This is a genomic window from Kitasatospora sp. NPDC127121 (assembly GCF_042677305.1).
In the GTDB taxonomy this organism is placed as follows: domain Bacteria; phylum Actinomycetota; class Actinomycetes; order Streptomycetales; family Streptomycetaceae; genus Kitasatospora.
This window is the reverse complement of sequence record NZ_JBHXTQ010000014.1, coordinates 16,139-29,676: the sequence shown is the minus strand read 5'-3', so window position 1 is coordinate 29,676 and position 13,538 is coordinate 16,139. Positions and strand designations below refer to the sequence as shown.

Genomic DNA, 13,538 nt, shown 5'->3' with positions numbered 1-13,538 from the left:
GGTTGTGACCAGCCTTGTGGTTCCACCCTCCTCCGAGAGCGGAACAGGGAGGACTGTGGGCTGTGACGCGTCACCAACTCGCGGACAACCAGCGGACGATGATCGAGCCCCACCGGCCGGTCGGCAGGTTCAGCCGGCACCCCGAGCGACTGCGGGAGCGCTCGGGCCGGTGTGCCAGCACCGCGGGCCGGCAACGCCACGACTCGCGGGAGTTCAGCAGTCGTACCGGTGGATCGTGGGCCAGCGGGGGCAAGCACGGCAGACGAAGACGTAGACACCACCCACGTCGCCCATGGCCATCCCGTGACTGCCGCCCTGCGCAGTCCCGGGCAGCTCCCGGCCGGAGCCGGGCTGCCCTGCCACGCCCGGGCCCTGTCACCGGCACCCGAAGCGGTGCGTCCTTTCTGTCCACGTCGCCCAGCGCGTATCGGCGCTACGAGGCGCCGGGATGGCCAGGAACGCCTCCCGCACCACGGTCCGGTTCTCCTCGGTCCGGTCGGCGACGAAAGGGTCGACGGCGGCCAGGCAACGGCCGGTCGAGTCGGTCCGAACGGTTCGCGCCGGCCGGGACCGGGGCAGGCCTCACGGGCCGTCCCGCCCGTCGCCCGGTTGCGCTGCGTTCCGAGGGGGCGGTGGCGTCGCAGGAGGGGTGGGCGAGGCGGCGGGAGAGGCGGTCGCCGGGCCGCGCGCGATGCGGGCGCGGCCGTCGGGCGGCAGGACGACGAGGTACTGCTGGTCGGTGTCCTCGACGCGGGCCAGCGTGACGGAGGTGCCGGCCGCCGCGAGCGCCTCGGCGGCCGGGCCGGCTTCCTCCGTCATCCGGTCGAGCCGCGCGTAGGACCGGGTGGGGCCGTGTGCCGGGCCGGTGCCCCAGAACGCGATCCGCGCGCCCCGGCGCAGCGCGGCGAGCAGGTCCGTCCGCAGCGGCCCGTCGTCGGCTTCCTGGAGGAGCAGGTCGTGCAGGCGTTCCTGCCCGCACGGCCGTGACGGTGCCGCCTCGGCCAGCGCCCGGCACTTCCGGCACGAGGCCAGGTCCTGCGGCTCGAAGTGGTGCAGGAAGAACGTCAGGTACTGGCCACGGATCCCGCACAGGGTCCGCCTCCCGTCCCCGGCGTGCCCGACACCGGGCACACCGTTGACCCCGACGAGGGGGAACTCGGCCGGCTCACGCGCCGCCGCGAACGACCAGGCCCCACCCGGCGCTTCGGTATCAGGAGAGTTGATCATGCCGGGCAGCATCCCACGCGGCCGACGAACTGAGCGAGAGCCGGTCCCGAACCCGGCCTGGAGGATGCCGCTACACACCGGGCACCAGTACCGCTGCCGGAGAAGGCACCGTTCCTCGCGGGCCTGCTCCGCCAGCAGCACGAGGGCGATGACATGTGCGGCCCACCGCCGCTGACGGCTTGCCGCGGCCCGGCGGGCTCCGTCGCCGTACTTGCGGTGCGGCGAGGCGCCCGGCGGGAGCTGTCTGCGGCATGTCGGGCTCCGGCTCTGCCTGTACCTGGCCGCGCTCCCGGGATGCGCGCGCCCGAGACCCGCACGCCCTCGAAGTGCGACCGCACGCCGTCTACCGGCCGGCGCCGGGCTGCGCCAGGATGGTCGGCCAGTCAGCGTGTACGTGGAAGGGGAGCAGCATGGGCGATCACCAGAAGCCGCCGGCGCCGCTTGAGAAGGGGAGCCCGCCGCCGGGCAACCAGGACGGGCAGGTGCCTCCCGCGCCGCCGTCGGGCGGGAAGCACAAGAAGTCGTGAGCCCCGACGCCGACCTGGTGGTGCGTCGGGTGCGGATGGACGCGGCGATGGAGCAGGGCGGGGCGTGGCCCGAGGACTCGCCGTGGTTGCGCGAGGCCATGGCCGCGCTGCCGCGCGACCTGTTCGCACCGGATCGGCTGTGGCGCTGGGACGAATGCGCCTACGTGGCGATGGACCGCGCCACTGATGCGGGCGGGTGGGCGGACGAGCTGTACGGCGACGTCAACGGCGCGGCGATCACCCAGGTCACCGACGGTCTGCCGTCCTCCAGTCTGTCGGCGCCCGGCGTGGTGGCGGACATGCTGGACAGCCTCATGCTCGAGCCCGGGCACACGGTGTGGGACGTCGGCGGCGGGCAGGGCTGGACCTGTGCTCTGGCGGCCTGGCGGGCCGGACCCGGTCGGGTGGTGTCGACCGAGGTCGACGAGCAGTTGGCGGCGTTCGCCCGCGGGCGCCTGGGGGCCGCCGGGGTCGACGCCGAGGTGCTGGCCGGCGACGCCACCCACACGGGGCCGCCCGGCGGCGCCAGGGTCGACCGGCTCCACGCCACCTACGCCGTCGAGGCCGTCCCGTGGGGCTGGGTGGAGGCGACGAAGCCGGGCGGCCGGATCGTCTACCCCTGGGGCAGGCTCGGCCACGTCGCCCTCACCGTTGCCGACGACGGGCGCAGCGCGACGGGCTGGGTGCAGGGCCTGGCGCAGTTCATGGCCGACCGGCGCGGGCCGGCTCCGACGCGCGGTGACCACGCCACGTACACGGCGGTGCGCGAGGGTGACGGGCCCGAGATGCGGCGGGTCGTGGAACGCGATCCGGCGCCGCTGGCCGACGACTGGCACCTGCGCTTCGCGGTGCGGGTCGCCGTCCCGGACGCCGTCGTGCTGACGGGCCGGGGCGAGGACGGCGCCAACGTCTGGTTCCACGACGGCGACCGCTCGTGGGCGGCGCTGTCCGCGGACGGTGACGGGGGCGCGGTGCTGTTCCAGGGCGGGCCGCGGCGGATCGGCGACGAGGTGATGACCGCCTGGTCCCAGTGGGAGGCGCTCGGCTCGCCGGAACTGTACGACTACGGGATCACCGTCACCCCCGAGAAGCAGTGGGCGTGGCAGGGCAGCCCGGGCGGCCCCCGCTGGCCTGTCGCACAGGCCGCCCCGGTCGCCCCGGTCGGACGCTGACCGGGGAGGCCGGCCGAGCGGTCAGTCGTTCAGTGGTACAGGCTGATGTCCATGGACACCGCCTCGACAAGTGAACCGGCCGAAGACCTCAGCGTGTTGACGTTCGACCAGCTCGCCGCGTTCGCCGAGCGTCCTGGTCGGCATCGTGGCGAGCTGGAGGGCATCCGGGAGATCAGCGCCCTGCGCGCGTACCGCTCCGAGGATGGCCTCGGACCGGCGGAGCGCAAGCAATGGGGGAAACTGTCCCTGCGGGTCAACGCGCGCCTGCACGGCGACGCCCCCTGGGAACAGGCACGCATGGCCCAGAACGACTTCATGCTCCGGGCGTGGATCATCGACCGCTTCGGCCCCGATGCCCAGGACCCCGACTGGGACCCTGACGCTCTCGCCGCCGACACCCTCGCCGAACTCACCCTGAGTCCTGCGAAGGCCGGCGCTCTGGGCGCCCGCTGGCGGGCCCTGCCTGCCGAGCAGATCGGTGAGCTACGCCGCCTCAAGAACCTGACCGGTCACCTCGACCTGATCATCGGACACCTACGACCCGGTCGCAGTCGCGACCAGCTTCAGGAATGGCTGGCCGTCCGGCCGCTTCTCCCCTGACCCGGGTGGCTGGCCGTCCGACGACATGTCGGCTGGTGTCAGTGTCAAGGGCTGTCCGCTCGACCTGTAGGTAGCGGAGAGAAGTCCAACGGATCCCGGCGGGACCGGAATTGATTCGCGAAGATCCCTTCCGCCTCCCGGTCGGATCTGACAGCATCGTCGGTCATCCGGCGATCGGTCGGCGTTGATCCGAACGCCGACGGGCCCCTCGGCCTTGTCCGTCCGCAGCTGAACTGCGCACGGACCGAAGCGATGAACGCGCCCGGTGGACTCCACCGTAGGAAGTAGAAAGACGGTCGCCCGGCCGCATCACGTGGAGGAGATGTGACCACCGAAGCCGGCACCCCCGGGCCCGCCCTCCGCCCCGCGCACTGGGTCCGCGCCAGGCTGCGCGCGAGCCCGCTCGCGGCACTGTTCACGGCGGCCCTCGTGCTCGTCACGGTCTTCCTGGCGGCGGCCTTCCCCCGGGTCGCGGACCGGAACGCGGACGCGGCGCTCGCGGACTACGTGAGCCACCAGGGCATCTATCCGACCAGCCTGCACGCCGCCTCCCGAGCCCGGCCGACCGACACCGCCGACGGCCTCGACGCCGTGCAGCGGGAGCTCGTCGCGCGGGTCGGCAGGGAGCTCCCGCTCTCCCGGTCGGGCCTGGCCCACGGCACCCGCACCGCGTTCAACGACATGTACAACCCGGGGTACGCACGGCTCGCCGAGGAGACCGCCCCGGGGCTCTCCCTGGCCTACCTGCACGGCCTTGCCGACCGCGTGACCCTCACCGACGGCACGTGGCCGGGCAACGCGCCCGCCGCCGGCCCGCTGCCGATCGTGCTGAGCCGGACGGCCGCCGACACCGTCGGCATCAAGCTCGGCGATGTAGTCGACAGCGGCACCGGCGGACCCACAGGGCGGCGGACCGCCGTGGTGACCGGTTTCTACCGCGTCAACGATCCGCTCGACCCGTTCTGGGACGGCCTCGGCTGCCCGGACCGAGCCTGCCTGAACCTCGGCACCAACGGCGACAACCGCTGGCGGACCACCGGCTTCGTCGACGGCGCAAGCCTGTCTGCGCTGACCGGTTGGGGCCAAACCGTCGAGGACTTCTGGCGACTGCCCGTCGACCCCGGCTCCCTGCGGGCCGACCGGCTCGACCGGATCCGCGCCGCCGTCCAGCCCTTCCTGACCGGACGGGCCGCGACGGCGCTGGTCGCCGCGACCAAGCGCGCGGACCTGCGCATCAGCTCCTTCCTGCCCGACGTCCTCGCCCGGGCGGCCGCCCGCTACCACGCGGCGATGGCGCTGAGCGCGATCGGACCGGCAGGTGCCGCGGGCGTCGCCACCGTGGTGCTGCTCCTGGCCGCGGTCCTCGGCGCCGACCGGCGCGCCACCGAGATCCGGCTGCTGTACGCCCGCGGTGGTTCACGCCGCGGGGTGGTGCTGCGTCTGCTCGGCGAGGGTGCGGTGACCGTCCTGCCCGCCGCCGCGCTCGGGACGCTGCTCGCCGTGCTGCTGCTGCCCACCCCCCGGTGGGGGCACGCGGTACTGGCGGCCCTCGCCGCGACGCTGCTCGCCCTGCTGGCCTTCCCGGCCCGTGTCGCCCTGCTGTGGTCGCGTCAGCGGGTGGCCCGCGGCCGGGGCCGGGTGATCGGCACCCTGCGCCGGGTGATCGGCGAACTCGCCGTTGTGGCCGTCACCGTCGTGGCCGTGGCCGAGGTCCGCCGACGCGGCGTCGGCCACGCCGGGTCCGACGTGGACCCGCTGTTGGCGGCCGCCCCGCTGCTGCTCGCCGTGACCGGCGGGCTGCTGCTGGCCCGGATCGTGCCGGTGGTGTTCGGGCGGTTGGCCGCACTCACGAAGCGCGGCCGCGGCCTGATCGGGTTCCTGGGCCTGGCCCGTGCCGCCCGCGACGGCTCGGGTCGTCGGCGGCGGTCCCCGTTGCCGGTGCTCGCGCTGCTGATCGCCGTCACCACAACCGGTTTCGGCGCCACCGTGCTCGACACCGTGGAGCACAGCCGGATGCGTGCCGCGCGGGCCGCGACCGGCGGCGACATCGCCATCACCGTCCCGGACTACGCCACCCTGCCGGAGTCGTTCACCAAGGCCGCCGCCGAACTGCCGGGAGTCCGGACCTCGACCGGGGTCCGCGTCGACTCCAGGGCCCTGTTCATCGGCGCCGACCAGGACTACACCAAGGCCGTCCTGGTGGTCGCGGAGCCGCGGGCGTACGCGGAGATCGCCCGGAGCATCGGGGCCGGCGAGTTCAACGCGGCGCAGCTCGCCGGTGCCCCCGGCGGCGCCGACACTCCGGTGCCCGCACTGTTCAGCCGTGACCTGGCCGGGCGGCTGGCCACCGGCACGCCCAAGGTGCACCTGCTCACCGGTAACGACCTGCTCACCACCGTCGCAGGGGTCGTCACCGCCACCCCGGCCCTGCCGGACCCGGGTCTGCCGTTCGTCGTGGTACCCGCCGGTCCCGCCGCGCAGCGCCTGCCCGAACTCGGCCGGATGAACAAATGGCTCGGCGTCGGCGACTTCGACCCCGACCAGGTCAGGGCGACGCTCCTGGAGCGGGGCCTGACCCAGCCGACGGGCATCACGAAGCTGATCGCGGAGGACGCCGCGGCCGCGGGCCGGGGCACCCACGGGCTGCCTCCCGGGTACACGGTGGGCAGCAGCCGCGAGTACGCCGCGCAGCTCGCCGAGGACCCGTTGCAGCAGGCCGCCGGGCGGCTGTTCCGGTACGCGGCGTTCGCCGGCGCGGGGTTCGCCCTGCTCGCCGTCCTGCTGACGCTGTTCCAGGCCGCGCCCGACCGCGCGGCGGTGCTCGCCCGGTTGCGGACCATGGGTCTGCGGCCCCGGCAGGGGCTGGCACTGATCATCGCCGAGGCACTGCCACAGGCCCTGGCGGCGGCCGTTGGCGGCGGTCTGGTCGCCGCGGCGGCGGTCGGACTGCTCGGCTCGGCCTTCGACATCTCCACGCTGGTCGGTGCCGAGGTCGGCAACGCCCTGTCGCCCACGGTGGTGCCGGTGCTACTGCCCACGGTGGGCCTGGCGCTGGTGGCCTGCGTCGCGGTGGTGCTGGAGGCGCTGGTCGCCGGCCGGCGCCAGATCGCCACCGAACTACGTGCCGGGGACGGGCGATGACGCCGGCGAGGAGCCGTTCGTCGACACCCTGGAAACTCTGATCGCGGTTTGTGATGATCTTGGCGCGGGGCGCGGAGGCCTGACGGACGAACAGTGGATCCGACTGGAGGAGTTGCTGCCGGCGGGTAAGAGGACAGGGCGGCCTCCGTACCGGACCCATCAGCAGGCCGCCGGGGCGGCGAAAAGGGGGCCTCCAGAAGGAGCCGCCAACTCAAGCGCCACGGGCCGCCGCTACGAGATACGACAAACCTGCCGTCCGCTACGAAGCGACCGTGCTGGTCACAGCCATCAACGAATGGCTGTGACCAGCACTTTCACAACAGGCCATAGTTCGGATGAGCCCGTGTCAGGTGCCCCATGCTCCGTCTCGACCTCGTCCAAGAGCCCAGGCTGCTCGAGATCGAGATCAACACCCGCCGCCCCGGGGAGACCCAATGAATGCAGTGGCTCGGCGAACTCGCCGGCCTGCAGGAGAGCCTGCGGCACATTGCTGACACGAAGTGTCAGGTCGAACAGCTGCGAGTCCAGGCCGGCCCGGACGCGGATGGTGTCATTGCCCTGAGCCAAGGGGATGGTGCTTACCCCGAAATCACAGTTCGGGGCCTACCCCGCCGGGCTTCTGGCGAGAACTACCGCAACTTCCGATCAAGAGGAGAGCAATGGTTGAGGTCATCAGGTCGGTTCACGAACGGGCCGCAGAGCCACAGGCAGGCCGACTTCGAGCTCACCCGCAACCTGCGGGCAACCTCCGGCGGCCCCAGCCCATCGGCGAACAACCCGGCGGCCTCCAGCCGCACCTCCTCGCGACGCTGGCGACCTTTCGCCGTCAGCCCGCCCCCATCCGCATATCGCATACCTACGGCATAGCGTGCAGATGACCATCAGTCAGCTACATGAACAGGCCAATCACCCCGAAGCGCCGAAGTCAGTAGCGCGCCTGGGCCCAGCTGTAGAGGCGGTGGGCACTGTCACCGAGGCGGGTGGCGTACAGCGTGCCGGGCTGCCCGCCCGCGAGGTCATCCGTGGTGGTGGTGACGCCGACGACGGTGCCGGCGCCGGTCCGGGTGTCGAAGCGGGCGAAGTGCGGGCCGCCGCTCGCCCCGTGGGTCATGTCGCAGGACTCGCCCCACAGCAGGGGCGCCTTGGGGGCCGGCCGGTCCGGTCCGGCGCAGTGGATCATGCGTGAACCGGCGTACTTGGCGCTGGGGTCGTTGAGCCGGTCCTTCGGGTAGCCGAAGGTGTGGATGAACTCGCCCGCCGCGGGCTCGGTGAACGCGATCCGCTGGCTTCCGGTGACGTCCGCGATCCGGCGCCCCTCGGCTGACGGGTTCGCCACGAGGACCCCGGTGTCGTAGCCGGCGACAGCGACGTCGTTCGAGGTCGTGCTGCCCGGATCGGCGTCCCAACGGGACGACGTGGCCGTCGACTTGATGCTGAATCCGCCGAGCGGCTTCGTCCCGTTGCGGTAGCCGGGCACGAAGTAGAGGTTGTGCTGCCAGGTGTCGTCGGCGGCGGGAGCCCCGACGCCCCGCAGGCAGTGCGCCGCGGTGACGACGGTGCTGCGGTTCGCACTGTTGACGACGGTCGCGGTGCAACTGCCGTCGTAGCCGTCGGAGAAGGTGAAGAAGAGCCGGCCGACGCTCCGGTCCACCGCGCCGCCGTGGGTCCAGACGGCGCCGGGGTCCGGCGTGTTCGGCGGGAGCGGACGCGGATCGTCGGGCGTGGTGTCGTCCTCGGGCACGGGGGTGATCTCGGGGACCATGGCGCCCGCCAGCTTCATCCGCGCGGCGGTCCAGTAGGCGTCGATCCGGCTGCGCTCCTGGGCGGTCGTGGCGCCGGCGTGCGAGGTGACGGAGTCCGGTTCCGCGGCGAAGGCCGCGGTGGGCAGCAGCACCGCCGCTGCCGTGGTCGCGCTCAGCAGGAGGGCGGCTGCGGCGGAGAGGCCGCGGGGGAGTTCTCGGCGTGTGGCTGACATCGTTGCCCATCTCGGTCGGGTGCGGTTCGCGTCGGATGCGGTTCGCGTTCAGGTGCGGTCCGTACGCGGGGGCGGCCGCGGTCCGCCCCGCGCGTCACGGATATCCGGCACTGTAGGAACAGAACGTCAGGTCCTGGTCTGGGGCGCGTTTCGCTCTTCCATCGGTACCGTCAGGTTCCGGTAACGACGTCTCGTCCTCGTACCGGTGCCGGGTGTGCGCTCCGGCCCGGTTCCAGCCGCAGTTCACGGCCGACGGAGAGGCGGCCGACGGGCTTGTCGAGGTCCGTCGGGACCATGGTTGTGCTCCGCACCGCGAGGGGCTCCCAGGGCTTCGCAAAAAAGGAGCTTGAGGCCACTGGCGCGCGTGTTGTACTTGGCGCATGGGGGTTGGCGACGGTCGGATGCGGTTGCGGGTGACGAGCCACCCTGTTGCCGATCCCGAATCCGGGCTCAGCCGGATCCTGAGCACTGGTCCCATGCTCCGCAACACTTTCGTCCGCCCGCCCGACTACCGAGTCGGGTATCTGGGCGCAAGCCGCGCCGATCTCCTTCGGCTCGGCGCTCTGTTCCGCGTCGCCGCGGCGAGCCCGCACAGCGCGATCTACATCCCGGTCCCACCGGGCGCCCATCCGATGGCCTCCGCCGGCGGCGACACCCATCCGATGCCCATGCTCCTGGCCCGTGAGGACACGGGACTGCGGCCGTCCGACTGGCCGGATCTGCGGCACAGGATGCGCCGCGCCTCGGTGCCGTTGAGGGTGACCGCCCCAGCGGCACGGTCTCCCGACCGTCCCGACGACGTCCGTCGCCGAGCCGATCGCCACCCCGCCCGCTTCGCCGAGTACGCCGCGACGATCGTCATCACCGCCCGTGCCGAGCTGCTGTTCTGGATCGGCGACTGGCTCACCGCCGCCGGCGACCGCGTCGCCCAAGACCCCCACGTCCATCAGCACGGCGAGAGCTTCCTCGGCGACATGGTGGGCTTCTTCGACCCCAGGGGCACGGACCAGCCCATGCACGCGTTCTGCGTGGTCGCCGTCGAACCGATCTTCCACCAGGCCCGCTGGCGGAAACAGCGAACACCCAACTGAAGCAGCGGTGGTAGCCGAAGCCCGCCGCGTCGAGGGCCTGCGTCCGCGGCGGTCGGTCCGTCCCGACTGGTCAGTCCCGACCGGCCAGTCCCGGCCGGTCAGTCCTGGTCGAGCAGTGCGGCGAGGTAGTGTGCCACCTCGCCGCACAGGTCTTCCGGTGTCGGCACGTGCCAGTGTCCGCTTCCCGCTGTGGCGTTGAACAGCAGCCCGTCGCACCAGCGGATCAGCCGTCGGGCGTCGGCCGCCGGGTCGGCCGAGCCGCTCTGTGCCAGCAGGGCGGCAGCGGTGTCGGTGAAGCGCGCGCCCAGCCGGTCGTAGCCGGCGCGTAGTTCGGGTCGGCGGGTGGCTTCCAGGGCGAGTTCGAGGCGGGCCAGGGTGAGCCTGCGCCCGGTGGTGAGCGCGCCGTACAGCAGCTCGGCCACTCCCTGGGTGAGCAGGTGGCGCGGGCAGCAGTCCGGCGGGGGCCCGCCGGCCATGAGCGGGTGGCCTCCGGTCTCGCGTTCGACGATGCGGGTGAGGGCGAGGTCGAGCAGGGCGGCCCTGGTCCGGGCGAGGTTCGAGGTCGAGCCGGCGGGCAGTCCGGCCTCCTCGTCCACGGCGCGGTGGGTCAGCCCGCGCAGGCCGCGCTCGGCGATCAGGGCGATGGCGGCGTCGGCGATCAGCGTCGGGCGCGGCGGTGTCATGGATCCGGTCCTGGCCTCTCTCTTCGGGGGGTCCAGACCCGGGGCGGGCCCGAACCCCCTTCACGCCAACACTATCCCACCCCAACTACAGATGTAGTACGGTGCGGGGAAGTGGTCACTACAGCCGTAGTGCCGGGAGAGGGGTTCACTCATGGGCGCGTACCAGGCAATCGTCATCGGCGGCGGCATCGGCGGACTCTCCGCCGCCCTCGCCCTCCACCGCCAGGGCATCCCCGTGACCGTCCACGAGCGCGCCGCCTCGCTCGAACCCGTCGGCGCCGGACTCGCCCTCGCCCCCAACGCCCTGCGCGCCCTCGACCGGCTCGGCATCGGCGAACGCCTGCGCGCCCTCGCCACCCCCCATCCCGCCGTCGGCCTGCGCCACCCCTCCGGACGCTGGCTCGCCCGTACCGACACCGCCACCTTCGAGGCCTGCTTCGGCGACACGATCGCCGCCGTCGCCCGCGCCGACGTCATCGCCGCCCTGGTCGACGCCCTTCCGGACGGCACCGTCCGCACCAACTCGCCCGCCGCCCTCGTCACCCCCGGAGGCACCACCGGAAGCGCCACCGGGGGCACCCCAGGAAGCACCACCGGACCAGCCGTCGTCTGGACCCCCGACGGGGAGCGGCCCGCCGCCCTGGTGGTCGCCGCCGACGGCCTCCGCTCCGCCACCCGCGCGCTGCTCTTCCCGCAGCACCCCGGCCCCCGCTACAGCGGCTTCACCACCTGGCGCACCGTCGTGTCCCCCACCCGCCGGCCGGAAGCCGTGGGCGAGGTCTGGGGACGCGGACAGCTCGCCGGCGTCGTCCCGCTCGCCGACGGCCGGGTCTACGTGTACGGCGCCGCCCTCGCCCCGGCTGGCGCCCGCGCCGCCGACGGCGACGAGAAGGCCGAACTCCTGCGCAGGTTCGGCACCTGGTGCGCGCCCGTGCCCCAACTCCTCGCGCTCGCGGAACCCGAGCGCGTCCTGCGCCACGACGTCTGGGACCTCGCCGACCCCCTGCCCGCCTACCACCAGGGCCGGGTCGCCCTCCTCGGCGACGCCGCCCACGCCATGTGCCCCTTCCAGGGCCAGGGCGCCTGCCAGGCCATCGAGGACGCCGTCGTCCTCGCCTCGGCCCTGACCCCCGGCGCGGACCCGGCCACCACCCTCCCCGCCTACACCGCCGCACGCCTCCCGCGCACCACCGCCATCGTCACCGGCTCCCGCCGTACCGGCGACCTCGTCGCCCTCCACACCCCCGCCGCCGCCCGCCTGCGCGATGCCGCCCTCACCCTCGCCGGCCTCCTCCCGGCCCGCACCCTGCTCAACCGCTCCGCCCGGACGTACAACTGGCAGCCCCCGGCCCTCGACGCAACGGCCTGAGCACGGACTGCCCGCCACTCGCCCGGGACCAGCCGGCGGGCTGGATGCCGAGGCGGCGGGCATGCGGGGCGAAGCGCCCGGGGGCGGCCTTGCCTGCGAGTTCGGGGACCACGACGATCCGCCGGAGGCCTTCGTCCGGATGTGCGGGATCGCAGTGCAGGCGATCGCTCCGACGACGGCCGGGCGGGCGGGCCGGTAGAGCGGCCAGGCGCGTTCCGCGGGTGACGCAGGTCATAGGAACCCGAGCGGGCGGGGCACCAGATAGGGGGCGTGGACTCTTCAGATCGAGATGTGCGCGCGAGGGTGCGGGCCGGTGACCGGGACGCGTTCGGCCGGCTCTTCGACACGTATGCGCGCGCGGTGTACAACCACGTGTTCCGGCTCACCGGGGACTGGTCGACGGCGGAGGACGTGATGTCGTTGACGTTCCTGGAGGCCTGGCGCCGGCACGACCGGGTCGAGGCGGAGGGCGGGTCGCTGCGGCCCTGGCTGCTGGGCATCGCCACGAAGCTGGTCAGCAACCAGCGCCGGGCCGCCCGGCGGCACTGGCAGGTACTGGCACAGCTCCCGCCGGCCCGCGAGGACGTTCCCGACTTCGCGCAGGAGGTGGCCGGGCGGATCGACGACGCGGCGCGGATCGCGGTCCTGCACCAGTCGCTGGCGCGGTTGCGCCGCCCGGACCGCGAGGTGCTGGCCCTGTGCGTGTGGGCGGGCCTGGACTACCAGGAGGCCGCCGAGGCCCTGGGCGTACCGGTGGGCACCGTACGCTCACGCCTGTCCCGGGCCCGGACCCGGCTGCACCGTCTCGCCGAGACGGCCCAGCGCCGGGCGCAGCGGAAGAAAGTGGAACCCGGCCGTGACCGGAACCAGATCCAGGGTGGGTCCGCGAGTGCGGTCCCGTCCACGAAGGAGGTACACCAGTGAACGCCGGACAGCGGCAGGAGCCGGTCGAGCGCGCGGAACTGCTCGGGCAGGTGCCCGTGCCGGCCGAGCGCGACCTCCCCGCAGGACGCCACGCCCTACACCGGGAGCGCCTGATGCGCCAGATCGACCTCGACACCCCCGCCCCAACCTCCACCCCCGCCCCGGCCCCCGCCAGGCCGCGCTTTCGGCGGCGGCTGGCTGTCACCCTCGCCGGTGCGCTCGTCGTGGGTACGGTCGTGGCCGTGGCCGTGACGCAGTCCTCGCGGGGCGGGGCCAGCGGGCCGCTGAGCTCTGCGGAGCTGGCGAGCTGGACCGGTGTCCCGACACCGCTGGCCGCTTCGACGGGCCCGGGCGCCACCGCCGAGAAGTGGTGCCTGGACCGGATGGCCGACGGCCCGGGAGCCGGGGCACCCGTCAAGATCACCAATGCGGACCTGCGGGGCAAGGTCGCCTCCATGGTCGTCAACCGCGGCGGCAAGGCCATGCTCTGCTACGTCGCCTCGGAGACCAGCGGTCTGTGGGAGGCGATCGACCCGGTGAAGAACGTGGCGGCCGATGCGATCACGTACGACACGGGCGGCTCCCACGGCGACGGGGACGCCATGTTCAACTACGCGCAGGGCTCCGTGGGGGCCGGCGTGAAGGCGATCACCATGCAGGTCGCCGGACGCACCTTCCAGGTCACCGTGGCGGACGGCCGCTGGACCGTCTGGTGGCCCGGGACGATGTCACACCGCGCCGTCCCCGACACGGTCACCGTCACCCTCGCCGACGGCACCACCCGCGTCGTCAGCGGCAGCTCGCTGTTCACCAGGTGAGACCCGGGTGA

General features: G+C 73.4%; 12 protein-coding genes. 7 read left to right on the top strand and 5 right to left on the bottom strand.

Going from position 1 to position 13,538, the window contains the following annotated elements:
• Positions 1-582: 582 nt before the first annotated feature.
• Positions 583-1,227 (bottom strand): hypothetical protein, encoded by a 645-nt coding sequence (locus tag ACFVHI_RS10395; RefSeq protein ID WP_380337646.1) that lies wholly within the window; start codon positions 1,225-1,227, stop codon positions 583-585.
• 523 nt (positions 1,228-1,750) lie between these two features.
• On the opposite strand from ACFVHI_RS10395, the gene ACFVHI_RS10390 reads away from it, so the two are divergent.
• From ACFVHI_RS10390 to ACFVHI_RS10380, 3 genes are all read left to right on the top strand, one after another.
• Positions 1,751-2,926 (top strand): protein-L-isoaspartate O-methyltransferase, encoded by a 1,176-nt coding sequence (locus tag ACFVHI_RS10390; RefSeq protein WP_380337643.1) that lies wholly within the window; start codon positions 1,751-1,753, stop codon positions 2,924-2,926.
• A 51-nt stretch (positions 2,927-2,977) separates the two neighbouring features.
• Complete coding sequence (locus tag ACFVHI_RS10385) at positions 2,978-3,526, top strand: hypothetical protein (RefSeq protein WP_380337642.1); 549 nt, start codon at positions 2,978-2,980, stop codon at positions 3,524-3,526.
• Between the two features lie 324 nt (positions 3,527-3,850).
• Positions 3,851-6,667 (top strand): hypothetical protein, encoded by a 2,817-nt coding sequence (locus ACFVHI_RS10380; RefSeq protein WP_380337639.1) that lies wholly within the window; start codon positions 3,851-3,853, stop codon positions 6,665-6,667.
• Positions 6,668-6,955: 288 nt separating this feature from the next.
• On the opposite strand, the gene ACFVHI_RS10375 is transcribed toward ACFVHI_RS10380, so the two are convergent.
• The 3 genes from ACFVHI_RS10375 to ACFVHI_RS10365 form a co-directional block, all read right to left on the bottom strand.
• The gene (locus ACFVHI_RS10375; RefSeq protein WP_063351864.1) at positions 6,956-7,234 is read right to left on the bottom strand and encodes a hypothetical protein; all 279 of its coding nucleotides are present in this window, start codon (positions 7,232-7,234) and stop codon (positions 6,956-6,958) included.
• A 62-nt stretch (positions 7,235-7,296) separates the two neighbouring features.
• Positions 7,297-7,521 (bottom strand): helix-turn-helix domain-containing protein, encoded by a 225-nt coding sequence (locus ACFVHI_RS10370; RefSeq protein ID WP_380337636.1) that lies wholly within the window; start codon positions 7,519-7,521, stop codon positions 7,297-7,299.
• Between the two features lie 71 nt (positions 7,522-7,592).
• A complete protein-coding gene (locus ACFVHI_RS10365) occupies positions 7,593-8,642 on the bottom strand; it encodes a trypsin-like serine peptidase (protein ID WP_380337633.1) in 1,050 nt (349 codons plus the stop codon).
• Between the two features lie 380 nt (positions 8,643-9,022).
• Here ACFVHI_RS10365 and ACFVHI_RS10360 point away from each other — a divergent pair, with 380 nt between their 5' ends.
• Positions 9,023-9,733: a hypothetical protein gene (locus ACFVHI_RS10360; protein WP_380337630.1), complete on the top strand. Its 711-nt coding sequence runs from the start codon at positions 9,023-9,025 to the stop codon at positions 9,731-9,733.
• Between the two features lie 98 nt (positions 9,734-9,831).
• Here ACFVHI_RS10360 and ACFVHI_RS10355 read toward each other — a convergent pair whose 3' ends face one another.
• Complete coding sequence (locus ACFVHI_RS10355) at positions 9,832-10,416, bottom strand: TetR/AcrR family transcriptional regulator (protein WP_063351866.1); 585 nt, start codon at positions 10,414-10,416, stop codon at positions 9,832-9,834.
• Between the two features lie 151 nt (positions 10,417-10,567).
• Here ACFVHI_RS10355 and ACFVHI_RS10350 point away from each other — a divergent pair, with 151 nt between their 5' ends.
• The 3 genes from ACFVHI_RS10350 (at position 10,568) to ACFVHI_RS10340 (ending at position 13,527) form a co-directional block, all read left to right on the top strand.
• Positions 10,568-11,785: an FAD-dependent monooxygenase gene (locus ACFVHI_RS10350; RefSeq protein WP_380337627.1), complete on the top strand. Its 1,218-nt coding sequence runs from the start codon at positions 10,568-10,570 to the stop codon at positions 11,783-11,785.
• Between the two features lie 291 nt (positions 11,786-12,076).
• The gene (locus ACFVHI_RS10345; protein ID WP_380337624.1) at positions 12,077-12,709 is read left to right on the top strand and encodes an RNA polymerase sigma factor; all 633 of its coding nucleotides are present in this window, start codon (positions 12,077-12,079) and stop codon (positions 12,707-12,709) included.
• Positions 12,706-13,527 carry a hypothetical protein gene (locus ACFVHI_RS10340; protein WP_380337621.1) on the top strand — a complete coding sequence of 274 codons (822 nt, stop codon included), beginning with the start codon at positions 12,706-12,708 and terminating at the stop codon, positions 13,525-13,527. Before ACFVHI_RS10345 ends, ACFVHI_RS10340 begins: the two co-directional genes overlap by 4 nt.
• The last annotated feature ends 11 nt before the right edge of the window (positions 13,528-13,538 follow it).

Excerpts from the sequence above, each read along its gene's own strand:
- ACFVHI_RS10395 (WP_380337646.1), bottom strand. The coding sequence starts at position 1,227 with ATGATCAACTCTCCTGATACCGAAGCGCCGGGTGGGGCCTGGTCGTTC.
- ACFVHI_RS10385 (WP_380337642.1), top strand. The coding sequence starts at position 2,978 with ATGGACACCGCCTCGACAAGTGAACCGGCCGAAGACCTCAGCGTGTTG.
- ACFVHI_RS10370 (WP_380337636.1), bottom strand. The coding sequence starts at position 7,521 with ATGCGATATGCGGATGGGGGCGGGCTGACGGCGAAAGGTCGCCAGCGT.
- ACFVHI_RS10365 (WP_380337633.1), bottom strand. The coding sequence starts at position 8,642 with ATGTCAGCCACACGCCGAGAACTCCCCCGCGGCCTCTCCGCCGCAGCC.
- ACFVHI_RS10360 (WP_380337630.1), top strand. The coding sequence starts at position 9,023 with ATGGGGGTTGGCGACGGTCGGATGCGGTTGCGGGTGACGAGCCACCCT.
- ACFVHI_RS10355 (WP_063351866.1), bottom strand. The coding sequence starts at position 10,416 with ATGACACCGCCGCGCCCGACGCTGATCGCCGACGCCGCCATCGCCCTG.
- ACFVHI_RS10350 (WP_380337627.1), top strand. The coding sequence starts at position 10,568 with ATGGGCGCGTACCAGGCAATCGTCATCGGCGGCGGCATCGGCGGACTC.